The sequence below is a fragment of the Maribellus comscasis genome, from assembly GCF_009762775.1.
GTDB lineage: Bacteria > Bacteroidota > Bacteroidia > Bacteroidales > Prolixibacteraceae > Draconibacterium > Draconibacterium comscasis.
Genome location: NZ_CP046401.1, coordinates 1,038,797 through 1,063,786, shown reverse-complemented (window position 1 = coordinate 1,063,786; position 24,990 = coordinate 1,038,797). Strand labels below are relative to the sequence as shown.

Genomic DNA, 24,990 nt, shown 5'->3' with positions numbered 1-24,990 from the left:
TCATTAGTTTGTTTTTGTTTTTTTGTGGGGCTGCTGGAAATGAGTGTTTTTAGATAAATTGTTTGGAAGACTTAAGATTTACATAAGAATTAAAGTTATTCTTAACTATTTTGAACAAAGGATTTCTTTTCCGATTACTTTTGCGCGTCATTTTTAATTATAGTATTCGTGGAAAGCATTTTTAAACCAAAGTTTTTTAGTATTGTAAAAGAGGGCTACTCGGGAAAACAGTTTTCATCCGATGTTATGGCCGGGATTGTAGTTGGAGTTGTTGCTTTGCCATTGGCAGTTGCTTTTGCTGTTGCATCAGGTGTTTCTCCCGAGAAGGGCCTGGTCACGGCTGTTATAGCCGGTTTTATTATTTCCATGTTGGGAGGAAGCAGGGTGCAGATTGGTGGTCCTACAGGTGCTTTTATCGTAATCGTATATAGTATTCTTTCTCAGTACGGATTTGATGGTTTGTTGATTTCAACGATTTTAGCCGGCATATTTCTTGTCGTTTTTGGTTTGTTGAAATTGGGTTCATTGTTAAAATATTTCCCACATCCTCTAATTGTAGGTTTTACGAGCGGAATTGCTCTGGTTATTTTTTCTACCCAGATTCGCGATGCTTTGGGGCTCGATATTCAATCGGTACCCAGCACTTTTGTTGAGAAATGGAAAGTTTATTTTATACACTTACATAGTATAAATATTTATGCTGTTTCTATTACAGCGGCAACCATTTTAATGGTCGTATTCTCAAAAAATTATATCAGGAAAATTCCTGGGTCGTTGCTAGCCATTATCATAGGAACTGCAATGGTGCAGGTTTTTAAATTGCCTGTTACTACGATTGAGTCATTTTTTGGAGAGATCCCAAATTCAATTCATTTTCAATTCCCAAAAGTTGATTTCAGCAATTTGGGGTATTATTTTCAGCCGGCTTTAACTATCGCTTTGCTCGGCGCCATCGAATCATTGCTTTCGGCGGTTGTTTCCGATGGAATGATAGGTGGCCATCACCGTTCGAATACAGAGTTGATAGGGCAGGGGATTGCTAACATTGTTGCGCCTTTTTTTGGAGCAATTCCTGCAACAGGCGCCATTGCCCGAACGGCAACCAATGTTAAGAACGGAGGCCGTACACCGGTAGCCGGAATGATACACGCGGTAGTTTTGCTTTTAATTATGTTGTTTTTTGGCAGATGGGTAAAATTAATCCCCATGTCGTGCCTTGCGGGAATTTTGATTGTGGTTGCATATAATATGAGCGAATGGAGGACATTCCGTTCGATTCTAAAGGGTTCTGTTTTTGATATTTTAATTTTATTGAGCACCTTCTTTTTAACCGTTTTGGTTGATTTAACAGTTGCTATTGAAGTTGGTGTTGTACTTTCAGCTTTGCTTTTTATGAAAAGAATGGCCGATTTGAGTAAAACAATTCCGGTGGTAGTCGACTCGGATGTAATTGAGGACTATTCAACATTACCCAGAGAAATTGGCATTTATGAAATTAGTGGCCCGCTGTTTTTTGCTTCAGCCAAGCAGTATTGTGAAGTTTTAAAATCAACCGGGTTAAAAAGTAAAATAATCATTATTCGGATGCGGCACGTTCCCTTTGTCGATTCAACGGGCTTGCAGAATTTAACGCAGACTCTGAAAATTTTAAAAAATTCGGGAATTAAAGTAATTCTTTCCGGTGTGAATGTTCAGGTAAAACAAGCCCTTGCGAAGTCAAATGTTTTCAAATTAATTGACGAAGAGTTCGTTTTGGAGTCTTTTGATAAGGCTTTGCAAAGAGCGCAAAAGATGATTAATTAGTTCTACAGGTTGTCTTCCATAAATTTTTTGAGCTGTTCAACACTGAGTTTTTTTGCTACTATTTTTTTATCCCGATCCAAAACATAAACACCTGGCGTTTTGCGTGCGTCATACAAAACTTTGAAACGGGACACGTTATGTTCATCCCAAACATTAATCCAGTCGTACAGATCATGTTTCGTTAAAAACTCAGTCCATTCATTTTTGTCATCCATTGAGTAAATGGAGTAAACTTCCAAACCTTCGTCGCGAAAAGGCAAATACACTTCCTTATGGAATTCGGGTACAAAAACCTTACAATGCGAACAGTTAGGCTCGAATATGATGATAACGGTGTATTTTGCACTAATTCCGTGCAGATTATAGAAATCTCCGTCCACACTTTCAAGTGTTAGATCCGGTGCAGTCATCCCAATCAGGTTATGTTCAGAAAACATTACGTTCTCCTTCACTTTTTCAATGGTTTCGTCTGATGCCCAAAAAGCCTCACCAGAGAGGTAGTATCTTCGGGCAATATCAACAAACAGAGCATCCATTCCCATAATGTTGCTGTTGATACTGCTGTTCAGGAAATAGGATGTAACATATTGAAATATCCTTTTATGCGGGCGTATTTCTTCAATAAATTCAATAACGGGTATTTTTACCGAGTCATAATTTTGATACAATACTTTTGTAAACCAGTTTTCCAGCTTAGGCTTGTAAAGCGGTGTGTACAACAATCGTTCGTCGGTGTAATCAAAATTATCCCAGTAGTGTTCCTTTTGATAATTAAACCTGGCTGCCAATAACAACGAATCGTTATTTTGTACATTTTCAGGTAATGTTGATATATCCAGCACAGGAACAAGGTTTGCGATTAAAAAAGCCGATACAAACGAGTTGGGATATTTCTTTTTAATGTTTTTCCAGTAATTATGAAGTTGGGGGGTAAGTTCGTTCAGCTCTTGCTGAATTTTTTCTTTTTCTTCACCGCTTGCCTGCTGAAATTCCTGCTTTAGTTGAGCACTTTTTTCCTGTAAATTTTTTAGAAATTCAACATATTTTGCAAATTCTTCACTTTCAATTGCACCGTTTATGTTTATGTTTTCACCTGAAAAATTATCACTTTTTATTGAAAAAGTTTGGTCGGCTCCAAGCAAAAAATCAAAATGGTTTTTTTCGTCCAGATACATTTTATACAAACCCTGTGGAAGGATGGTGTCCCCTTCAAAAGTACCAAATCCTCTTTCATCCAGATCTACTGTATCTTTTATATAAATATTTCCTAAGTAATAGTATGCCAGACTTAGTTTTTTATTTGGAGCTGAATTTATCTGAACTTCAATGTGATGTTCCTGTGCAAAAGAAACGCTGGTGATAAAAAATAGGATCGGTAAAATGTATTTTAGCATTGCAACCAAATTTGATGTTAAAAGTAAAATATTTTACTTTATTAAAAGTTTTTACAAAAATAGTGTTTGAAAAAGAATTGTAACGGAATCTTTCCGTAATTTCAACCTGATTCATTTGTCGTTTTATGTTATCAATAAATATTCCGGTTTTTAACGTTGAAGTAAACGAATTGGTTTTAGAACTTGTTCAGCAGGCTAAAAAAATAAGCGATGCATTTGAAATTAATATTTACGATGACGGCTCAGAGGAGGTTTATAGAAGCGCAAACCGGGCATTAGGAAAACTCCCAAAAGTAAAATACATTGAAATGGAAACAAACCTGGGCAGGGCTGCTATCCGGAATAGAATGGGTTTTGATTCCAACTATGAATATCTGTTGTTTATTGATGCCGATTCGAAAATTATAAAAGAAGATTATCTGTCGGTTTTTTTGAAAAATGCAAAGCCGAATTGTGTTTTGTGTGGAGGAACCGCGTATCAAAAGCAGAAACCTGTTGAGAAGGAGAAGGTTCTGCGCTGGAAGTACGGAACAGAACGCGAAGCTGTTTCTGCAGATTTACGGAACAGGAAAAAAGGATTTATTATTACTTCAAATAATTTTTTGATTCCAAAGCTGGTTTTTAACGCTATTCACTTTCGGGAAAATATTCGGAACTATGGTCATGAAGACACAGTGCTTGGTTTTGATTTATTTAAAAGGGGAGTTGAAATATGGCACATCGATAATCCGGTTGAGCACACCGGTTTGGAAGATGCTGATATGTTTCTCAGAAAGAGCAAAACTGCACTTGAAAACTTGAATTACATTGCAGGTGAAGTGGTGAAAAACGATCCGGACTTTTTAAATCAGGTGTATTTTCTTAAAAGGTTTTATGCCATATCAAAGTGGATTCCAGCTTTTTTTCTACGTTTGTTTTATGCTGTGTTTTGTTCTTCACTTGAAGCAAACCTGAAAAGTCAAAATCCGCGGATAAAATGGTTTGATTTGTATAAACTCAGTTTTTTTTCAACCATAAAAAAACCGTGAACAAAAATGTCCACGGTTTTTAGCTCAGCAATATCGTAATTATATTTTAGCGTAATTTTATTTCTCCGTAGCGGCTTCTGATATAGACTGTTCCACTTCCGCCTGAGCCGACTTTTCCTTTTACGGTTTGCGAGTGGTTTTCTTTCATCCTGTTTCCAACAAAATCATCTTCAGGATAAGAAATTCCGCAGTAATCGCAACTTGCGTCCAACGAATAGCTCGCTTCATCTAGTCCGAGTTTGATTTGTCCGTAACTGTTTTCGATTGAAATGGATTCAAAATCATCAGCGATTTCATCAACGCTGATTCCACCATAACCAGCTTCAATTTTTAATCTTTTCTTTAATTCTTCAATTTTAAAATGGCTGTATTTTGTTGTCGCACTAAGTGCTTCAATTTCTTCAAATTCAAATGTATCATATTTGGATTCGATATTTACAACTTTTGACTCTTCCACATTTAAAACTGAATATTTAGACTCAACTTTCAGATTTCCTGCGCCGCCAAGATTTATAGTTGAGTATTTTACCTCTATACCCATGTCGTTAGACGAACCAATATCTGCTTTTCCATAGGCCAGGTTCAGGTTCATATCTCCTCCCGATACAGGGGCGTTTAACTGGTTGGCCGTAAAATTACCATACTGAATATTAAAATCGCCATCGGCATTTAACTCATTCACAATGGTATTTCCGTATTTGTTCGCAACTTTCAGGTTTTTATCCGACGGGATATTTACCCTGTAATCGATACTGAATTTTTGACGACTTTTAAAATTATTGTCGAGCTCGGTTACGGCGCTGGCCGTACTTCCTGATTTTCCAAAATCAATATTAATTTGCTCAAGTAACTCATTGGCTCTTTTTTCATTGGGAGCTTCTACAGTGATTACAACGTCGATAGTGATTGAGTCTCCCCCAAAACTATTGATTTTAATTTCTCCGTATTTATTTGATATTTCCATGGTTTGGACACTATTCACCGTCCATGCCTGGTGATACTCTTTTGTTTTTTCTTCTGCAAATGCTTTTAGTCCGGTGGAGAAAATACCGAGGGCAAAAAGAATAGTGAAGAATTTAAATTTCGATTTCATGTTCCGTATTTTTTTGTTGTTGTTTTACTTCTTCTAATTTGTTTACAATCATATTTATAATTCCAAGCTTGGTCTGATAATATTCCAGCATTGCATTTATCACACGTTCGTCGTTGGGGTTGGCAGCCAAATCTTCCTGAAGATCTTTAAAACGTGTCTCAAATTCAGCAAGTTCGGTATCCATCATTTCCTGTTCTTCCGCCGAGATAAAACCTTCGTTGCTTAATGTGTTCCATTGTGTCAACCCGGCGTCAATTGCATTTGTATAATAAATTTCAACTTCTTCGTATTCTTCTGAAACAGAGGCCAGTGAAATGTCGTTTTTTGCATTTGCGATTTTGGTAGTTAGTTTTTCGGGCGACATATAAATTGCTACCTGATTTACTGCAAGCAAAACAAAAATAACCGCCGCTGCCACTTTCCAAACCACATTCAATGTAATTCTCTTCTTTTTATTCTGGCTTTTTAACTTGGCTTCAAAACGTTCAAAATGCCCATCCTGTGGTTCGTTGTCGTTTAACTCTTCCAGGTTTTTTAAAATAATTTCTTCTATGTAGTCTTTTTCTTTCATTGCTAATTGTATGAAAATATTTCTTCGTCCTTTAATTGTTCTCTCAATTTATTTTTGGCCCGTAACAGTTGTGTCCGTGAAGAAGAATTACTGATTCCCAAAATTTGGCTGATTTCATCGTGGTCATAACCTTCAATCAGATAAAGACTTAAAACCACTCGATAACCGTCCGGAAGTTTTTGAATGGCTTTTTTAATGGTATTTACATTCACTTCTTTTGTTTCCATTTGGTATTCAGCAATCTGAGAGTTTTTTTCACTTACTTCTTCAAACTGAACTTTTCTTTTTTTCAATTGATCCAAAGAACGGTTTACAACTATTTTTTTGAGCCAGGCACCAAAACTAACTTCTCCTTTATAGGTATCTATTTTTTTGAATGCCTTCAGAAACGCTTCCTGCATAACATCTTCCGCCTCCATTTCGTCATTCAGGATTCGTACACTAACACTGTACATTGCCTTATAATACAATTTATACAACTGAAACTGTGCTTTTTCATTTCCTTGTCTGCACTGGTCAATTATCTCCTGATGTATGTTTTTGTATAACGTTTCCAATTTTTTTATTTCTGATTCAATGACGACGGCAATAAATTAATGTTGCATACGTTTTTGAATTATTTTTTGTTTTCGATGTATTTATTACAAAACGAGTGTGGCAGGTTAATATCGTCCTTTTTGAGAAAGTTCAATCGCTCAAAGAATCGGGGATAAATATTGGTATTTTTTTTGAATCCGTTGTTTTGCAGAACGATTTTTTTAGCGTCTGTAATCCAAGTTCATTCCTTTCTGTTTTTCTCATAACAACATAGTTAACTTGTGATCACTTATAAGCATTTAATATAATAGATCGGGCCGGATTTAACGAGGGACAGAAGAGTAGTAGCTAAATCTCAAATTTTTAACTTTTCATTTATTAAAGCCGATTCCTCCCGGCTAAAGACAATGGCGGGTTTATTCAGTTAGTCTTTTTTTCACAACAAAAGCGGATAGCTCATATAACGCAAATTAATCGTTTTTTTCCGCTAAAGTGTCAATTTTAAAATCGATGTCAATAATTGCCGCTTTTGAAGAATTCCCAACATTGGTTTTTCTCAGGGTATCGTTTGACACGTGTGCCCTCCAGCGTGCAGGTTTAAATAAATATCTGGAGGGATTTATTAGTTTCAGAATTGCGAATTCTTTGGTTTTAAGTACAGGGAGCGGCACCAACATTTTCGGGTGCGGAGGATTCAATCAGGATAAAAACGAATTTGCATTCGGATTAAATTTTGTTCCGAATCAGAAATAGTTTTTACAATGAATTGTAATATTGAACCAGTTGTTTAAGATCTTCCGGTTTGCGGTGTTTTATTTTGTTCTTTTTAATAAATGCCTCTATCTTCTCTCGATTGTCCGGGAAAACATCAACAATATCATTCTTTCCCGTAATCATTTTGGCTTCTTTCTTTTTTACCCAAATGTAATATTCATCATTTTTTCTGTCAAATTTTGCCGGTTCTGCTGCTTTATAGGCGCCTGGCTCTGTTGCTTTTACAAATGCAACTTCCGGTTTTACCAGCAGAGAGGCTTTTCCTTCCTCTTCAACGATAAAAAAACCACGTCGTATTTTTTTTGTGATACTGTATGGAACATATACCATTGTATAACTGCCAAATTCAACTTTATCTACAATTTCAGGTGCGGCAAGTGCCAGCACACCATTTCCCGTGTCAAATTCAATTGCATCGTTGTATATATTATAGCGCAAAGGAACGTCAACATATTTTGTATTAGATGTGGTATAAACAACACCTTTTATAAATTCATTTTCCAGAAAAGGGGAACCTTCGATATCACTTTCGTTAAGTGTTTTGGTCATATCGCCTCTCAACATTTTAGACGTGTTAAAGAGATCAACTGCCTGTCTGACTTCCAAAATATTTTGGGCATTTAAAATTTCGGTAAACAGCAGCAATCCAAAGATGTATAAATAATATTTTTTCATATTTTGAATTATTTTTGATAAATATAATACTTACAACAATTTTTAAACCAAATTTACACTATTATGTTTTAAGACAAATATGGCACATTCTCACGAAACACATCAGGTATCAGCATCAAAATTGGTTTTTACAATTATTTTGAACGGAATTATTACGGCTGCTCAAATTGTTGGTGGAATAGTTTCCGGAAGCCTCGCCTTAATTTCCGACGCTGTGCACAATTTGAGCGACATGATTTCAGTTATTCTCGCTTATATTGCTCAGCTTCTTGGTCAGAAACCAAGCACGCGAAAATCGACTTTTGGATACAAACGTGCCGAGATTCTTGCGGCTTTTATCAATGCACTGGCACTGATAGGAATTTCAATATTTTTGGTTTTTGAGGCCATTGATCGTTTGTCTACATTGCCCGAGGTTGACGCTAAATGGATGTTTTGGCTTGGTTTACTTGGTTTGATTGCAAATGGAATTTCCGTTTTAATTCTTGAAAAAGAAAAAAATAAGAGTATTAATATTAAAGCAGCCTACCTGCATTTGCTTGGAGATGCACTTACTTCGCTGGCCGTGATTTTGGGGGCGGTTCTGATTTGGTTTTATGAAATTTACTGGATCGACCCGGTTGTAACTATTTTAATAAGTATCTATCTGTTTGTTCATACCATTAAATTATTAAAGGAGTCGGTTACCATTTTGATGCAAATGGCTCCTGCAGATTTACATATTGATGAAATTGAAAAGAGGCTGATGGAATTGAACGATTTAAAAGATGTTCATCATATTCATTTGTGGAATTTAACTGATAAACTAATTCATTTTGAATGCCATATTATTTTGAAAGACGACATAAAAGTCTCGGAAACCAACAAGTTGTTCAGAAATGTTCAAAGAATGTTGCACGATGAATTTGATATTGAGCATGTTACCATTCAGTTTGAATATGATCCCGGACATTGTAAGGATTGTGACTGATTTTTAATTTGTTAAAGAGAATTCGGCAATTGCTTCAGCATGAATTTCAAGCGTACTGAAAAGGGGCAAATCGTAATCTTTTTGTTTTATCAGCAAAGGTATTTCCGTACAACCTAGAATAATACCTTCAGCGCCTTTACTTTTCAAATCATTCATAACAGAAATAAAACCACTTTTGGTTTCCGGAAGAAACTTTTCTTTAAGTAATTCTTTCATAATCGATTGGTGTATAAAGTTGCGGTCATTTTTTTCAGGTGTAATGACTTCTATTCCCATTTTTGCCAGGCGGGTTTTGTAAAAGTCCATTTCCATGGTTTCCTGTGTGCCCAGCAACCCAACTTTTTTTAACTTCTTTTCTTTGATTTTTTTACCGGTCGCGTCGGCAATATGTACAAATGGCAAGTCAATTTCGGTAACTAATTTTTCGAAAGTAAAATGAATGGTGTTTGCGCAAAGCGCCAGAAAATCAATATCTGTATGTTGTAATGTTTCAGCTCCGGTTTTTATGATTTTATATACACCTTCACGATCGTTTTTTTGGTTACAGGCATAAATCTCGCCGTAGTTGATTGAATAAAGAATTATTCGCGGGAAATGGAGCCCACCAAGTTTTTTATTAACTTTTTCATTAATGATTTTATAGTATTCCTGAGTTGATACCCACCCGGTACCTCCAATTAATCCTATGGTTTTCATTTTATATTTAAATAAATTGAATGTAAAAGTGGCAAATATTTTGTTAAGTTTGAAAAAACGACTTAGCGAAGCAACCTTTCTGTGCAGAAAATAATCTGTAAACTAAAAAATCAACATGAAAAACCGAATTTTAAAAAGCCAAAATAGAATTATTGCATTTATTATATCCGTTCTTGGAATAGGGACTGCCTGCTCTTTTGGAGGGTGTGAATATGGCACAGTTGCAGAATATGGTACACCAAGTGCAACATTTATTGTTACAGGGAAGGTGACAAATGAAAATGACGTCGGAATCAAAGGGATTAAGGTAAAAATGAGCTATGATTCAACCCTTACAAATGAAAGTGGGCAATATGAAGTGGAAAAAGTGGATTTCCCAACCGACCAGGAGTTTCCAATTTATTTTGAGGACGTAGATGGTGCTGAAAATGGCGAATATCAAAAGCTTGATACAGTGGTTGCATTTGTCGACCCTGAATTTAACGGAGGAGACGGAGGTTGGTACAATGGAGAGACCAACAAGGAATTTGATATAAAACTGAAGGACAAAAATTAATGGTTTCAGATATCTCTTTTCGGAAAAAGATTGCGTTGGAATTGTTTCGCCGCTATAAACAAAATGAAAAGAAACTCCACCGTTTAAATTATATTTTTTGGGAATGCACATTAAGATGTAATCTTAATTGTTTGCATTGTGGGAGCGATTGCAAGAAGGAGTCGCAGGTAAAAGATATGCCGGTTGAGGATTTTATTAATGCAATCGACGATATTAAAGAAATTGTTGACCCGCATAAAACAATGATTGTATTTGCCGGTGGCGAACCCTTGTTGCGAAAAGATTTGGAGGTGTGCGGACAACAACTTTACAAGAGAGAATTTCCGTGGGGAATAGTTTCCAATGGTTTACAACTTTCGGGAAAACGCCTGGAGTCGTTGTTAAATGTGGGAATGCGTGCCGTTACAATTAGTTTAGACGGTTTGGAAAGTTCACATAACTGGTTACGCGGCAACCGGAACAGTTTTCAGCAAGCGGTAAAAAGTATTGCCCTTTTGTCAAAGGTAAACGGTTTGGGATTTGATGTTGTGACTTGTGTAAATCAAAAGAATTTTGACGAGTTACCGTTATTAAAAAAAGTGTTGTTGGAAAACGGTGTTAAACAATGGCGTTTGTTTACCGTGTTTCCTGTTGGCAGGGCAAAAGTTCACAATGAATTACAGCTGCCGCCAAAACAATTCAAACAGCTTTTTGACTTTATCGCTGCAGAGCGAAAAAAAGGAGACGTAAAAATAAATTATGGCTGCGAAGGTTTTCTGGGAAATTATGAAAGCGAAGTAAGAGATAACCTGTTTTTTTGCCGGGCAGGAATAAATATTGCTTCTGTGTTAATTGATGGTTCAATATCGGCATGCCCGAATTTAAGAGATAACTTTGTTCAGGGAAATATTTACACTGATAGTTTCAGGGAAATCTGGGAAAAGAATTATTCCATATTTAGAAGCAGGGAATGGTTAAAAACGGGAGAGTGTGAGCTTTGCGAATATTTTAAATATTGCGAGGGGAACGGTATGCATCTTCGCGATGAAATGGGGAACCTGCTTTTTTGCCACTATAAACGGATAAAAGAAGGGGAAGTATGAATATAAAAAAGATGGCACTCCCTGAAATGATACCATCCTTTTGTTCTATTTCTTTGTTTTTATACTAATCCTGAAAATCCCATAAAGGCCATCGCCAGAATTCCTGCAGTGATTAAAGCAATTGGTGTTCCTTTTAAACCTTTAGGTACATCCTGTAAATCGAGATGTTCGCGAATTCCTGCAAATAGAACCAGTGCCAATCCAAAACCCACAGCATTGGCAATGGCATACACTACACCTTCAAGTAAATTGAATTCTTTTTGAATGGTTAGAATAGCAACACCCAAAATGGCACAGTTGGTTGTGATTAAAGGAAGAAAAATTCCGAGTGCCTGATACAATGCCGGGCTTACTTTTTTGAGTATAATCTCGACCAGCTGAACCAGCGATGCAATAACCAGAATAAATGCTATGGTTTGCAGAAAGGCCAATCCCAAACTGTCGAGTACGTATTTTTGAATTAAATAAGTTACAATGGTGGCAAGAACCATTACAAAAGCAACGGCCCCTGTCATTCCAATGGCAGTTGAAAGTCTTTTGGAAACACCCAAAAACGGGCAAATCCCCAAAAACTGCATCAGTACGATGTTGTTGACTAAAACCGCTCCTATGATAATTACTAAGTAGTTCATTGTATTTCCTCCTAATTCTTTTTAATCCGGTTGATGATGGCAATTAAATAACCCAAAACAATAAAAGCGCCCGGTGCCAAAACAAACAGCAGAGTTACGTAATTCTCAGAATACAAGGTGATGTTGAATATTTTACCACTGCCCAAAATTTCGCGGATACTTCCCAGTAAAACCAAAGCAAAGCTAAAACCAAGTCCGATTCCAACTCCGTCAATTGCGGATGAAACCAGTGTGTTTTTTGATGCGAATGCTTCGGCACGGCCGAGAACAATACAGTTTACAACAATCAACGGGATAAACAAGCCCAGACTTTTGTACAATGATGGTAAATAGGCCTGCATAGCTAATTGTACAATGGTAACAAACGCCGCTATAATTACTATAAAACTCGGGATGCGAACTTTTTCGGGAATGAGATTCTTAACCAGCGAAACTACAATGTTTGACATCAGTAAAACAAAAGTTGTTGCCAGTCCCATTCCAAGCCCGTTAATCGCCGACGAAGTAACTCCAAGCGTAGGGCACATTCCCAAAAGCAAAACAAAAACCGGGTTTTCCTTAATAAATCCTTTTGAAAAGTTTTTCCACTGGTTCATGGTATTATTTTTAATTTCCGGTTAATCCGGAAGTTGCGTCACTATTTTTTTCGTAAGAAGAATACGCTCGTGTAAGCGCATCTAAAAAGGCTCTTGATGAGATTGTAGATGCTGTTATTGCATCAATGTCGCCCCCGTCTTTTGAAACGGTAAAATTTGTATTGTTCGGATTTTTTCCGATAACAAATTGTTTGGGTTTCTCTGGGTTGTTAAACCAAACATCCATTTTTGATCCCAAGCCGGGAGTCTCTTCGTGCTCCAAAACTGAATATCCTGAAAAATTTCCAGCCTCATCGATTCCGGCCATGATGGAGATAAATCCATTGAATCCTTTTTTGGTATATGTCTGTACGGCTGTACCGATCAGTTTCCCATTTTTATATGCCGGGAAAAATTCCAGACTGTCACCACCTTCTTCTGCCAGTGTTTTAAATGAAGCGCCCAGCGTATCAAATTCAGGAAGAACCTGTTTTATTGCTTCGCTTTGTGCCTTTAGCCTTGCTACTTCAATTGGTCCTTTTGTTAAATCATAAACAAAGCCCAATCCGGCAGCCGCGATCCCGGTAACCAGGAAAAGTGTTACCACCATATTTATAAATGTCGATTCTCGTTTTGCCATGGTTATTTCCCTCCAAATCTTACAGGTTTCACATAGTAATTAATAAGAGGAGTAACAGCATTCATTATTAATATCGCAAATGAAATCCCCTCAGGGTAAGCTCCAAATAATCGGATGCTTATGGTAATAACACCAATTCCAACTCCATAAATAATCTGTCCTTTTGGATTCATGGGAGACGAAACCATATCGGTTGCCATAAATATAGCGCCCAGCATTAACCCTCCGGTTAAAATATGATAAAGCGGGTTGATATAAATTGCCGGATTGACCATCCAAAAGATTCCGGCGATTACTCCCACAGTTGCCAGAATAGAAACCGGAATATGCCAGGTAATTACTTTTTTATACAACATGTATAAACCACCAATTACCAAAAGTACAGCTGATATTTCTCCCAGCGAACCTCCAATTCCACCCCAAAACAGTTCAAAGGTGGAGGGAAGGCTTTGCGAGATTTCAGAAATAGGGGTGCCGTTTGAAATACCTTCTTTTATGATTCCAAGAGGAGTAGCCGAAGTAACAGCATCTATTCCGCTTTGTCTGTTTACAGGCCACGACGTCATTTGAACCGGAAAGGAAATCAGCATAAAAACCCTTCCAACCAGCGCAGGATTAAAAATATTGTGTCCCAGCCCGCCAAACGATAGTTTACCGATACCGATAGCAGCCAGCGATCCGATAACGATTATCCACCACGGAATATTTGAAGGAACATTAAAAGCCAGCAAAATTCCGGTAATCAGCGCAGAGCCATCGGTAATTGTTGGCTTTACTTTTATCAGGTATTTTTGAATCAGAAATTCAAATGCCAGACATGCCAGAACTGCAATTATGGTAACCCGCAGAGCATCCAGACCAAAAACAAAAACCGACCAAACCAGTGCAGGAATCATTGCCAGCACAACGCGGTACATTATTTTTTGGGTTGAATCGTCTGAATGAACATGAGGTGAAGGTGATACTGTTAATAATTTGCTCATCTTCGGTTGTATAGATTATTTGATTATTTTTTTCTTGAACGAATAATTTGTCCCACTTTCCCTTTTCCAAAACGTATATAGTCGAGTAAAGGCCTTTCCGAAGGGCAGGTGTAACTGCACGATCCACATTCAATACAATCCATTACGCGGTCGTTCTCGGCACGGTCGAAAATTTGTTTCTGCGAAAGTGTCATCAAAAGATAAGGCTCCAGTCCCATTGGGCAAACCGAAACACAACGCGAACAACGGATGCAGGCAATATAATCCTTACGTTTTGATTCCTCTTCTTTCATGATAAGAATTCCCGAAGTGCCTTTTGTTACAGGTACTTCAAGCGAAGCAATGGCACGTCCCATCATAGGGCCACCACTAATAACCTTTCCGGTACTCTCCGGTAATCCTCCGGCAGCTTCTACAAGTTCGGAAGTTGAAGTTCCAATCCTGACTTTAAAATTTGACGGTTGTGAAACTCCTTTCCCTGTTATAGTAACTACTCTTTCAAAAAGAGGCTTGTTTTTTTGAACCGCTTCGTAAACTGCAAAGGCAGTACCCACGTTACTCACAACGGCTCCCACTGCAATTGGAAGCCCGCCTGAGGGAACTTCTTTTCCCGTAACTGCTTTAATGAGTTGTTTTTCTCCGCCTTGCGGATATTTTACTTTTAAAGGCTGAACCAAAATACCCTTGTAATTTTTTGTTTTTTCTGAAAGAAATTGAATCGCATCGGGTTTATTGTTTTCGATTCCGATTACAGCCTTTTCCACATTTAATGCCTTCATTAAAAGTTGTATGCCGACTAAAATTTCATCAGCTTTTTCCAGCATTAAACGGTGGTCAGAAGTGAGGTAAGGTTCACATTCTACACCGTTAATTAATAATACTTCGGCTTTCATTCCCTTCGGCGGAACCAGTTTTACATGTGTGGGGAAAGTAGCTCCTCCCAAACCAACGATTCCCGCTTCCTGGATCTTTTTGATGATTTCTGCTCCGTCAATATCAAATTCCCTGGCCAACTCCTCTGAGCGATCAATTTCTTCTATCCATTCGTCGCCGGCAACATCGATAAAAACTCCCTGCTTAGGATATCCTGAACTATCTTCTGAAAAATCAACTTTTTTAACTTTTCCTGAAACCGATGAATGAATATTGGTAGAGACAAAACTGCTGCTTTTGGCAATAACCTGTCCCACTTTTACTTCATCCCCACGTTTTACCGTTGGTGTAGCCGGTGCTCCAATGTGTTGAGCTACCGGAATAAACACCGATTTCGGGAGAGGAAGAACCTGTATCTCTTTATCGGCTGAAAGTTTATTTTCAGGAGGGTGAACACCTCCCAGTTTGAACGTTTTTAACATTCTGGTCTATTTAGCTGTATTACACTCTTCTTTTTCTTCCTTTTTTATTTTCCTCGGTGGAAAATTCAGTTCGAGGATTGCATTTGTTGGACAAACAGGTGGACATTTCCGGCAAAGTTTACATTTATCTGAATCAATGTATGCCAGATTGTTTTCGATGGTAATCGCATCGAATTTGCACTCTTTTTGACATTTTCCGCAACCTATACATGCTGTGCTGCATGCTTTCCGTGCAACTCCACCCTTATCCTCATTGCGGCATGCTACAACAACTTTTCTGTCTTTTGGGAACTTTTTACGCAGCTCAATCAAATCTTTCGGGCAAGCGTCAACACAAGCTCCGCAGGCTACGCACTTATCGTCGAGAATCAACGGGACACCCATTCCTTCCCGCAGGTCAATGGCGTCAAAATCGCAGGCATCATAACAGTCGCCGTAACCCAAACAACCATATTGGCAATCAGATTCGCCACTGTAAACGGATGATGCAATGGCACAAGTTGTTGCCCCGTCAAAATGACTTGTTTTTGGTCTGTGGTCGCAAGTTCCGTTGCACCTTATAAAAGCTACCCTTGGATCTTTCTTTACAGCCTCCAGTCCTAAGATGGAAGCAACAGTGTTCATGGTTTCATTGCCGCCTACCGGGCAATATAAATCGGCCAGTTCTCCATTTTTTACGCAGGCTTCAGCAAATGCCCGACAACCGGCAAAGCCACACCCTCCACAGTTGGCACTTGGTAAAGCTTCCTCTACCTGGTCAATCCGCGGGTCTTCGTTTACCTTAAACTTTTGTGCTACAAAAAACAGGATTACTGCTGCCGAAGTCCCAATTATACTTAATGTGGCAATCGTATATATAACGGTAATACTCATAGGTTAGATCGTTTCTTCAACTTCGAATTTGAAAACTTTTTTTAATAAATGACGAAAAAAAAATAATGTTATATAGTATGGTATTAAAATTCCGAGTGAAATTAAACCACTCAATAATTCATCATTTGTTACAGAATTTGTTACAATGAGCGTTAAAAGTACAATTATAAAAGGTAGAACATAACCATAAAAAAGTGCTGTAAAACCTTTTGATTCCTGAAAGATTACGGTTACTTCCTGTCCCGGAGAATATTTTTTTTGAAAATTGGTGATTTCAATTTCTTTGTCCTGGTAATCTGCCACAGTACAAGCACCTTTTGCATGACATGCTGAACAAGCTGATTCATTTATGATATTTACAATCAGTGAATTACCTCTTGTCTCCTTCACGAAGCCCCTATGTCTGATATCTGTTCCCGTAACTAAAAATTTTGTAACTTACAGATTGCAAATTTATATATTTATGTATACATACACATGTCAAAATTCAGTTTTATTTGAAAAAATGCTATTTATAAAAAGTCTAATTTAAGAAATTTTCCGGCTTATTCTTTAGATGATGAACTTTCGATTGATTCCTTTCTTGCCGAGTCAACATCCCATGCGTCATCCGACTCATGAATTGTATAATTTCTTTCTGTTAGCAGAGTTTCTGAAAGTTGTTTTGAAAAGCGTTGAGTTTCCCTGATAAATTCTTTTTCGTCCTCTTTCCAGGTCGAGTATAATTCTTCAAGTACTTGTTCTTCATGATGTTTGAAAATACGGCCGGCTCTGTATGCTTCATACCTGGTAAATCCTAACTGGACCAAAGCTTTAACACCAAGCTCGGTGGCTGAATTAAACATTTCGCGCTGAGTGATTCTAACATGTAGTTTGTAAAATTCAAAAACATGAAAAATGTCTTTTGCCCTTGCCAGAATTCGCAATCTGGGATAGTTTTTCCGCACGTGCTTAGCTATTTTTAAAGCATCTTCATGTTCTGCCATGCTTAAAATCAACATTTTGGCTTTTTCAATACCGGCTTTTTCAAGCACCTGCGGGCGGGTAACATCACCATAAAAAAGTTTAAAACCATATTTTCTGAGGATTTCCACATTTGCAGGATTGCTATCAATAATAGTTACCTGGATTTTATTGGCGAGCAGAAATCTACCTAAAGCCAGACCAAACCTCCCAAAGCCTGCTATTATTACCGGGTTTATTTCGTCAAATTCATCGAAATCCTGTTTATTCTCCCGTCGGGAAAGAATAGGCCGAACAGCTTTGTCGTTAAAAATCAGAAGAAGGGGAGAGATTGTCATTGATAGGGTAACAACCAATAGCAAAATTCCGGCAGTTTGTGTTTCAAAAAGTTGGTTTTGAATGGAAAAGGAAATAAGAACAAAACTGAATTCACTGGATTGCGCGAGTAAAAATGCAAATAGAAAATCGTAACCTTTTCTGAGTTTAAAGATTCGCCCAAGGATGAAGAGAACGATAAATTTTAAAAGGATCAATAAAAGTACATAAGCCAGAATTTTGAAGGGCTGCTCAACAAACAAATTGAAATTGATACTTGCACCCACGGAAATAAAAAATAAACCCAGCAGAAGCCCTTTAAAAGGTTCAATGGTTGATTCCAGTTCGTGACGGTACTCATTTTCAGCCAAAACTACTCCCGCTATGAAAGTTCCAAGAGCAGGTGAAAGACCAATTGCATCCATGGCCAGTGCAATGCCGATTACCAGCAGAAGTCCCAGTGCAGTAAATATTTCGTGGAGACCGGTTTCTGCAACTAATCTGAAAACATGGCGGGCAATAAAACGACCGATAAAAATTATTGCAGCAATTACACCTGTTATTAACAGGAGTTGCGCCCATCCCGGCATTGAGGAGACTCCGGTAACTTTGTCCAGATCTGATTGTGCCAGGTTAATGCTACTTCCCCAGGTAGCGAGAATAGGAAGTAACGCAAGAACAGGAATAACAGCCATATCCTGAAAAAGCAATACCGAAAATGCTGATTTTCCTGCAACATTTCGCAATAATCCTTTTTCAGTTAAAGTTTGAATAACGATTGCAGTGGAAGAAAGTGCTAAAATTAATCCAATCGCAATGGCATTATTCAATCGGAAACCGAAAAGGACGGCAACCGCTGCGATAACCACCGAAGTGATCAATACCTGAAGCCCGCCTAATCCAAAAATCGATTTTCGCATTTTCCATAAAAGCGATGGCTGGAGCTCAAGACCAATAACAAAAAGCATTAATACAACACCAAATTCAGCAAAATGCATCACCTCGTCGGCTTCATTTCCTACAAGGCCTAAAATAAACGGGCCGATAATAACGCCTGCCAAAAGGTAGCCAAGCACAGAGCCCAGTCCCATCTTTTTTGCAATGGGGACCGAAATTACCGCTGCTCCCAAATAAATTAACGCCTGAAAAAAGAAATCTTGATTATGCATTGTTTTCTATTAATTCATTTAGATATTCAACAGAATTCATCTTTTTTTTATCGAGCTTTTCGTCTCTAAGACTCAAAATCAGTTTTTTATATTGCTCAGCATAATTGTTTATTTCCTCCGAAGGGATTGTATAGGATCCATGTACAACAAATGGTGGAAGATAATTCATTCTGCATAAAGCAGCCGATTGCTGAAAAGGAATTAAAAACTGATTGATGGTATAACGATTCCGGCCTTTTTCCGAATAAACTTCTTTGCGTGCACCGGTTGTCAAAACAGAAATAGCATCTTTTCCTTCCAGCGAGGTTCCCTTTTTTCCGTAAGCAAAGTCATGCTCTAAAACCAAATCAAACCACTCTTTTAATAAAGAAGGGCAACTGTACCAGTAAAACGGATGATGCCACACTATTGTATCATGAAGCATTAAAAGCTGTTGTTCCTTTATAACGTCGATATAGAAATCAGGGTAATTATCATACAAGTCATTTACAGTAACCCATTCTAAACCGCGCAAGGCCCGAATCATCTGTTGATTGATTCGTGATTTTTGAATGGCAGGATGGGCAAATATTACGAGTATTCTCTTCATTTTTAATTTTGGGTAAACGGGTTTTTTGTTTCATAAAAATAGTTTTTTTCGTTTAGAATTTGATGATAAATGTTCCGTGAGATCCCTCTTTATATTTTGTACATTTGATTCTCAATAATACATCTCAAAAAATCAACGTCGTGAAAAAAAATATATCCCCTTTATTGGTTTGGCTGTTTTTGTTTTTAATTGCTTGCAATTCAGATAATAAAACAGTTGATACTGACGCCGCATTTGGAAAATATGTGCAGGCATTCACCAGCGGAACGATTTCAACAGAGCCGGTAATTTCGGTTTATCTGGCAAAACCGTTTACTTCTGATGTAAATCCAGAACAGCAACTTTTTCAGTTTTCGCCTGAAATAAAAGGGAAAACCGTTTTAGTTGGAAACCGGATTATTGAATTCCGTCCTTCAGAACCGTTAAAATCAGGAACTAAATATTCTGCTGAATTTTATTTGGGGAAAATAGTTGAGACGGAAAAAGGATTGGAGAAGATGCCTTTCAGTTTTTCCACGATTAAACAATCGTTTTCGGTTACGCTTGAAGGACTTAAAAACTATGAAAGTGACGTTCCTGAACAAATGAAATTTTCGGGCTACCTGCTAACTGCTGATGTTGCCAATCCTGTAGAAACCGAAAAAGTGATTGCAGCTTCATATAAGGGAAAAGAAATAAGCTTGAACTGGACGCACGCCACCGACCGTAGAAAGCATTTTTTTACTATCGATAGTTTGTTACGCGACGAAACAAATACGCAGGAACTTATTATTTCTTGGGATGGGAAACCGCTGAATGTAGATAAAAAGGGACAGGAAAAAGTGAAGGTTCCGGCATTAAATGTTTTTAATGTTTTGGACGCGAAAGTTTTGCAGGAGCCGGAGCAGCATTTAGAAATCCGCTTTTCAGATCCTTTACAAAAGTCGCAGGATTTAACGGGTTTGGTTACTTTGTCGGATGGCACAAGTTTGCGGCTTGTTACTGAAGGAAATATTATAAAAGCCTGGCCGGAAAAAATGCTTTCCGGTGAAATTGATTTAACTGTTTTTGAAGGAATTGAAAATGTAAATTATGCAAAAATAAAATCGCCGCAAACATTTCGGTTGCAATTTAGCAGCTTGAAACCTGCTGTGCGTTTAATCGGAAAGGGCGTAATTGTTCCGCAAAACGGAACACTCGAAATGCCTTTTGAGGCAGTGAGTTTGAATGCCGTCGAAATTCGGGTGATTCAGATTTTCAAAAATAATGTGCTCCAGTTTTTTCAGGAAAACAGGTTGGAGGGCGACTCCGAATTAAAAAAAGTTGGTCGTTTGGTTTATTCGGGGAAGGTCCCGTTGAAAGGTCAAACTCCGCAGGATTTGCTGAAATGGAATACCTACAAAGTAAATCTGGCTGATTTTATAACCATTGAACCCGGCGCTATTTATAATGTGCAATTCCGCTTTCACAAGGAGTTTTCGCTTTACAGTTGTGGCGAGGAGCAAAAAGAAGATTCAAATTTGGAGCAGACTGAGATTTTGGAAGATGAGCCTTATCAAACGACTTGGGATCAGCCGGGGTGGTACTCCGATTATTATTATCCTGACGGTTACGATTGGGACGAGCGGGATAATCCGTGTGATGTTTCTTATTACAACTATTCGCATTTTGTTTCGCGGAATATTTTTGCATCGGAGCTCGGGATTATTGCCAAAGAAGGTCGGAATCATGTGATGGATTTTGCTGTCACCAATTTACTTTCTACTGAACCTGAATCGGGAGTTGAGCTCAAATTATTCAATTACCAGAATCAGCTGATTGAAACAGTGACAACCGGCAACAGCGGTTTTGCTAAAGTGGATATGAAGAAAAAGCCGTTTTTACTGGTGGCGCAAAAGGGAAAACAGTTCGGGTACCTTCGTTTGGATGATGGAAGCGCGCTTTCTACAAGTAATTTTAATATTTCGGGCGAAGTTATTACCGATGGATTGAAAGGGTTTATTTATGGCGAGCGCGGCGTTTGGCGACCGAGCGATACACTTTTTCTGAATTTTATTGTGGAAAAAGAGAATGCAGAATTGCCGGATAATTATCCTGTTGTTTTTCAATTGGTAAATCCCAACGGACAAGTGGTTGAAAAACGTGTTCAAACTGAAAACATAAACGGATTTTATTCTTTCAAAATAAAAACAGAAAGCGATGCGCCCACCGGAAATTGGCGGGCTGAAGTAAAAGTAGGAAATGCGACGTTTTCAAAACGTGTAAAAATTGAAACGGTAAAACCCAATCGTTTGAAAGTGGATTTGAAACTTCCGCAAAAGGCAATGACATTAGATACGGAATCAATTCCGATGGAATCGATGTGGCTGTTTGGTTCACCTGCTCGGTCATTAAAAGCAAAAGTTGATGTACTTTTTGTAAAAGATAAAACAGAATTCGAAGGATTTGAGAAATATTCTTTCACTGATCCGGCTTCGCAGTTTTCGCCGGAAGAACAAACCATTTTTGAAGGTCGTTTGGATGAAAATGGAAAAGCGACAATTCCTGTTGATTTTTCTTCGCTTGAAAACGCTCCGGGAATGTTAAAGGCCTGGTTTACTTCACGCGTTTTTGAAGAAGGTGGCGATTTTAGTATTAATGTGAAACAAGCTCGCCTGGCGCCCTTTGAAACTTTTGTGGGAGTAAAAATGCCTGATTCGGAAGATGACTGGTTTACAACTGATACCGATTATTCGCCGGAAATTGTATTGGTGGATGCCAATGGGAAACCAGTTTCGGGAGATAAATTGCAGGTGCGTTTGTATAAAATTGACTGGCGTTGGTGGTGGGAATCTGGTTCGGAAAACCTGGCGCATTACGTTTCAGGAAATTATTACAAGCCGGTGAGCCGGTGGAATATTGAAAAAGCACAGCAAAAAAATAGAATAAAACTGAATGTAAAATATAAAAGCTGGGAAGACAATGGCCGTTACCTTTTGTGGGTGAAAGATGAAACCAGTGGGCATGCTTCCGGTGTTACTTTTTATATGTCGAAATGGGGAAGCTGGCGTTCTGAAGGAATGGCAGATGGCGCAACTTTGTTAACGCTTAAAACAGATAAAGAGAAATATAAAGTTGGCGAAAAGATTGAAGTCTCCATACCTTCGTCGAAAACGGGAAAAGCGTTGGTAAGCCTCGAAAACGGCACGGAAGTTATGGATTGGTTTTGGGTGGAAACTCAGGATAAACAAACAAAATTTATGATTGAAACAAAGCCGGAAATGGCACCTAACTTTTATATTCATGTGAGCTTGATTCAATCTTACGGACAAACAGAAAATGATGCTCCCTTGCGACTTTACGGGGTGATTCCTGTTTCGGTTGAAAATCCGGAAACGATTTTAAAACCAGTAATTGAAGCTCCTGCTGAAATTGAACCGGAAAAGAAATATACTATAACAGTTTCCGAAGCAAATCAAAAGGAAATGACTTACACACTCGCTGTTGTGGATGAAGGTTTGCTGGGCTTGACCAACTTCAGGACACCTGATCCTCATGCCGCTTTTTATGCCCGCGAAGCATTGGGTGTGAAAACCTGGGATTTATATGATTTGGTTGCAGGTGCTTACGGTGCGCGGCTGGAAAAAGCATTTGCCGTGGGTGGTGATGCCGATATGGCGAATAAAGGGAAAAAGGAAGTCAATCGTTTTAAACCGGTGGTGCAGTTTGCCGGGCCGTTCACGCTAAAAAAAGGACAAACGAACAAGCATGAATTTACAATGCCAAATTATGTGGGTTCAGTTCGTGTGATGGTGGTTGCCGGAAAAGATGGCGCTTATGGAAACAACGAAAAGGAAGTTCTGGTGCGAAAAGGTTTGATGTTGCTGGCAACACTTCCGCGTGTGCTGGCTCCCGATGAGGAAGTGAGTCTTCCGGTTGATGTTTTTGCAATGAAAGAGAATGTGAAAAATGCAACTATTTCAGTAAAAACAAATGATTTTGTAGGAGTTTTGGGAGAAGAACAAAAAAGCGTAGAATTTGCATCGCCGGGTGAAAAAATGGTTTATTTCAAATTGAAAGCGAAATCAAAAACCGGAGTTGCAAAAATTGAAATAGAAGCAAAAAGTGGAAGCGAAAGAGCTATTTATGAAGTTGAGCTGGAAATAAGAAATCCAAACTCAGCTGTTACGGTTGAAAAATCGGCCGCGGTTGACGGACAAAAAAGTTGGTCGGAGGAGTTGAAAGTTCCCGGAGTTCCTGCGGATGCTGAGGCTTGGGTTGAAGTTTCAGGTTTTCCACCTTTGAATTTGACCAAACACCTGGAGTATTTGATTTCGTATCCGCATGGTTGTATTGAGCAGGTAACTTCCGGTGCTTTTCCTCAATTGTTTTTGGCCAATCTCACAAAACTTTCGGTTGATGAGAAACAAAGCACAGAAGATCATATTCGCAGTGCGTTGCAAAAATTACCTTCGTATCAGATTGACAACGGCGGATTTGGATACTGGCCCGGTTCATCGATGGTAAATGAGTGGGGTACAAATTATGCCGGACATTTTATGTTGAAAGCTCAAAGTGAAGGATATTCGTTGCCCATTGGTTTGAAAGATAAATGGCTGAATTTTCAACGTACGGCTGCGCGAAACTGGAATTCTTCCGGCAGTTATAAAAATGGAATTTACTACCGGGGCTACGATTTTATTCAGGCGTATCGTTTATATACTTTGGCGCTGGCTGGCTCGCCCGATTTGGGAGCAATGAACCGCTTGCGCGAAAAAGGTGAGAAAACTGCTGAGGTAACCTGGCGTTTAGCAGCTACTTATGTGTTGGCGGGTCAGCCGGAAGCGGCCCGCGAGTTGATAAATAGTTTAACTACGGAGGTTTCCGACTATCAGGAAATGGGAGGAACTTTTGGTTCTGCATTGCGCGATAAAGCAATGATTTTGGAGACACTGGTTTTACTAAAAGATAAAAAGGAAGCATTCCGAATGTTGCAAAATATTTCCGATGAAATAAATAAACGCGATTGGTTAAGTACGCAAACAGCTGCCTGGTGCTTGAATTCAGCAGGAACTTTTGCCAAGGCATTTTACAAAGGTGATTCTGAAACTCAGTTTGAGTTGAATGTGAATGGCGAAAAATCAAGTTTACGAACAGAAATTCCTGTTTTGAAAATCCCGGTGAAGGTAAAATCAGATGGGAAAGTGAATGTGAATTTTACCAATAAAGGAGCGAATACAAATTATGTTCGAATTCTGGCGCGGGGAATTCCGGTGGGAGTCGATTCAACTTCCATGTCGAATAACTTAGTGTTGAACGTAAAATATATTGATTCTGGAAACCGGGAGGTAGATCCCAAATCATTAAAACAAGGCGAAGATTTTAAAATGGTAGTAACGGTGAAAAATCCCGGTAAAGAAAGAGATTATGAAGAAATGGTACTGAACACTGTGTTTCCGTCAGGCTGGGAAATTATCAATAAACGACTGAATGATGTTCCTGAAGATAAAAACTCAAGTTACGAATACCAGGATATTCGCGACGACCGGGTTTATACTTATTTCGATTTAGCAATGAATCAGCAGAAAACTTTTGTGTTTTATCTGAATGCTGCCTACGCAGGGCGTTTCTACCAACCTCCCGTTAACTGTGAAGCGATGTATGATAATAGCATCAGGGCGCAGGAAAGTGGAAATTGGGTGGAAGTTGTAGCTGGAAAATAATAACACTGGCTTTTAAGCCAGTGTGTTCGGAACTCG

The 24,990-nt window shown here is 38.4% G+C and carries 22 protein-coding genes; 7 read left to right on the top strand and 15 right to left on the bottom strand.

Translation table 11 applies throughout. The annotated features are described in order from the left end of the window. Positions 1-168 precede the first annotated feature (168 nt). On the top strand, positions 169-1,803 hold the full coding sequence (locus GM418_RS04355) for a SulP family inorganic anion transporter (protein ID WP_158863520.1): 1,635 nt from the start codon (positions 169-171) through the stop codon (positions 1,801-1,803). Positions 1,804-1,805: 2 nt separating this feature from the next. On the opposite strand, the gene GM418_RS04350 is transcribed toward GM418_RS04355, so the two are convergent. After that, a complete protein-coding gene (locus GM418_RS04350) occupies positions 1,806-3,197 on the bottom strand; it encodes a redoxin domain-containing protein (RefSeq protein WP_158863518.1) in 1,392 nt (463 codons plus the stop codon). A gap of 125 nt (positions 3,198-3,322) precedes the next feature. On the opposite strand from GM418_RS04350, the gene GM418_RS04345 reads away from it, so the two are divergent. Continuing rightward, entirely contained in the window at positions 3,323-4,225 is a 903-nt protein-coding gene (locus GM418_RS04345; protein WP_158863516.1) for a glycosyltransferase family 2 protein, read from the top strand. Between the two features lie 46 nt (positions 4,226-4,271). On the opposite strand, the gene GM418_RS04340 is transcribed toward GM418_RS04345, so the two are convergent. Genes GM418_RS04340 through GM418_RS04330 form a run of 3 tightly spaced genes read right to left on the bottom strand, consistent with a single transcriptional unit; the run spans position 4,272 to position 6,446 of the window. Then, positions 4,272-5,318 carry a hypothetical protein gene (locus GM418_RS04340; RefSeq protein WP_158863514.1) on the bottom strand — a complete coding sequence of 349 codons (1,047 nt, stop codon included), beginning with the start codon at positions 5,316-5,318 and terminating at the stop codon, positions 4,272-4,274. After that, positions 5,302-5,889, bottom strand: coding sequence for a hypothetical protein (locus tag GM418_RS04335; protein WP_158863512.1), 588 nt, complete (start codon positions 5,887-5,889; stop codon positions 5,302-5,304). Before GM418_RS04335 ends, GM418_RS04340 begins: the two co-directional genes overlap by 17 nt. 2 nt (positions 5,890-5,891) lie before the next feature. Further along, a complete protein-coding gene (locus GM418_RS04330) occupies positions 5,892-6,446 on the bottom strand; it encodes an RNA polymerase sigma factor (RefSeq protein ID WP_158863510.1) in 555 nt (184 codons plus the stop codon). Between the two features lie 490 nt (positions 6,447-6,936). On the opposite strand from GM418_RS04330, the gene GM418_RS04325 reads away from it, so the two are divergent. Further along, entirely contained in the window at positions 6,937-7,179 is a 243-nt protein-coding gene (locus GM418_RS04325) for a hypothetical protein (protein ID WP_158863508.1), read from the top strand. Positions 7,180-7,182: 3 nt separating this feature from the next. On the opposite strand, the gene GM418_RS04320 is transcribed toward GM418_RS04325, so the two are convergent. Then, complete coding sequence (locus GM418_RS04320) at positions 7,183-7,875, bottom strand: hypothetical protein (RefSeq protein ID WP_158863506.1); 693 nt, start codon at positions 7,873-7,875, stop codon at positions 7,183-7,185. Positions 7,876-7,954: 79 nt separating this feature from the next. Here GM418_RS04320 and GM418_RS04315 point away from each other — a divergent pair, with 79 nt between their 5' ends. Then, the gene (locus GM418_RS04315) at positions 7,955-8,845 is read left to right on the top strand and encodes a cation diffusion facilitator family transporter (RefSeq protein ID WP_158863504.1); all 891 of its coding nucleotides are present in this window, start codon (positions 7,955-7,957) and stop codon (positions 8,843-8,845) included. A gap of 3 nt (positions 8,846-8,848) precedes the next feature. On the opposite strand, the gene GM418_RS04310 is transcribed toward GM418_RS04315, so the two are convergent. Next, entirely contained in the window at positions 8,849-9,541 is a 693-nt protein-coding gene (locus tag GM418_RS04310; RefSeq protein WP_158863502.1) for an aspartate/glutamate racemase family protein, read from the bottom strand. Between the two features lie 115 nt (positions 9,542-9,656). Between GM418_RS04310 and GM418_RS04305 the strand changes: the two genes are divergently transcribed. Together GM418_RS04305 and GM418_RS04300 are read left to right on the top strand one after the other, a co-directional pair. Beyond that, positions 9,657-10,097, top strand: a complete 441-nt coding sequence (locus GM418_RS04305) for a radical SAM-associated putative lipoprotein (protein ID WP_158863500.1) — start codon at positions 9,657-9,659, stop codon at positions 10,095-10,097. After that, complete coding sequence (locus GM418_RS04300; RefSeq protein ID WP_158863498.1) at positions 10,097-11,179, top strand: TIGR04133 family radical SAM/SPASM protein; 1,083 nt, start codon at positions 10,097-10,099, stop codon at positions 11,177-11,179. The genes GM418_RS04305 and GM418_RS04300 overlap by 1 nt, the downstream gene beginning before the upstream one ends. Before the next feature lie 59 nt (positions 11,180-11,238). On the opposite strand, the gene rsxA is transcribed toward GM418_RS04300, so the two are convergent. The 9 genes from rsxA to kefF form a co-directional block, all read right to left on the bottom strand. Further along, entirely contained in the window at positions 11,239-11,811 is a 573-nt protein-coding gene (gene rsxA, locus GM418_RS04295) for an electron transport complex subunit RsxA (RefSeq protein ID WP_158863496.1), read from the bottom strand. An 11-nt stretch (positions 11,812-11,822) separates the two neighbouring features. Next, entirely contained in the window at positions 11,823-12,407 is a 585-nt protein-coding gene (locus GM418_RS04290) for an RnfABCDGE type electron transport complex subunit E (protein ID WP_158863494.1), read from the bottom strand. Positions 12,408-12,417: 10 nt separating this feature from the next. Continuing rightward, positions 12,418-13,026: an RnfABCDGE type electron transport complex subunit G gene (locus GM418_RS04285; protein WP_158863492.1), complete on the bottom strand. Its 609-nt coding sequence runs from the start codon at positions 13,024-13,026 to the stop codon at positions 12,418-12,420. A 2-nt stretch (positions 13,027-13,028) separates the two neighbouring features. Continuing rightward, a complete protein-coding gene (locus tag GM418_RS04280; protein WP_158863490.1) occupies positions 13,029-14,009 on the bottom strand; it encodes an RnfABCDGE type electron transport complex subunit D in 981 nt (326 codons plus the stop codon). A 23-nt stretch (positions 14,010-14,032) separates the two neighbouring features. Then, on the bottom strand, positions 14,033-15,364 hold the full coding sequence (gene rsxC / locus GM418_RS04275; protein ID WP_158863488.1) for an electron transport complex subunit RsxC: 1,332 nt from the start codon (positions 15,362-15,364) through the stop codon (positions 14,033-14,035). Between the two features lie 6 nt (positions 15,365-15,370). Then, positions 15,371-16,237, bottom strand: coding sequence for a Fe-S cluster domain-containing protein (locus tag GM418_RS04270; protein ID WP_158863486.1), 867 nt, complete (start codon positions 16,235-16,237; stop codon positions 15,371-15,373). Positions 16,238-16,240: 3 nt separating this feature from the next. Beyond that, a complete protein-coding gene (locus tag GM418_RS04265; RefSeq protein WP_158863484.1) occupies positions 16,241-16,627 on the bottom strand; it encodes a SoxR reducing system RseC family protein in 387 nt (128 codons plus the stop codon). Positions 16,628-16,782: 155 nt separating this feature from the next. Next, the gene (locus tag GM418_RS04260; RefSeq protein ID WP_158863482.1) at positions 16,783-18,684 is read right to left on the bottom strand and encodes a monovalent cation:proton antiporter-2 (CPA2) family protein; all 1,902 of its coding nucleotides are present in this window, start codon (positions 18,682-18,684) and stop codon (positions 16,783-16,785) included. Then, on the bottom strand, positions 18,677-19,273 hold the full coding sequence (kefF, locus tag GM418_RS04255) for a glutathione-regulated potassium-efflux system oxidoreductase KefF (RefSeq protein ID WP_158863480.1): 597 nt from the start codon (positions 19,271-19,273) through the stop codon (positions 18,677-18,679). Before kefF ends, GM418_RS04260 begins: the two co-directional genes overlap by 8 nt. A gap of 140 nt (positions 19,274-19,413) precedes the next feature. On the opposite strand from kefF, the gene GM418_RS04250 reads away from it, so the two are divergent. Beyond that, on the top strand, positions 19,414-24,954 hold the full coding sequence (locus tag GM418_RS04250) for an alpha-2-macroglobulin family protein (protein ID WP_158863478.1): 5,541 nt from the start codon (positions 19,414-19,416) through the stop codon (positions 24,952-24,954). Positions 24,955-24,990 lie beyond the last annotated feature (36 nt).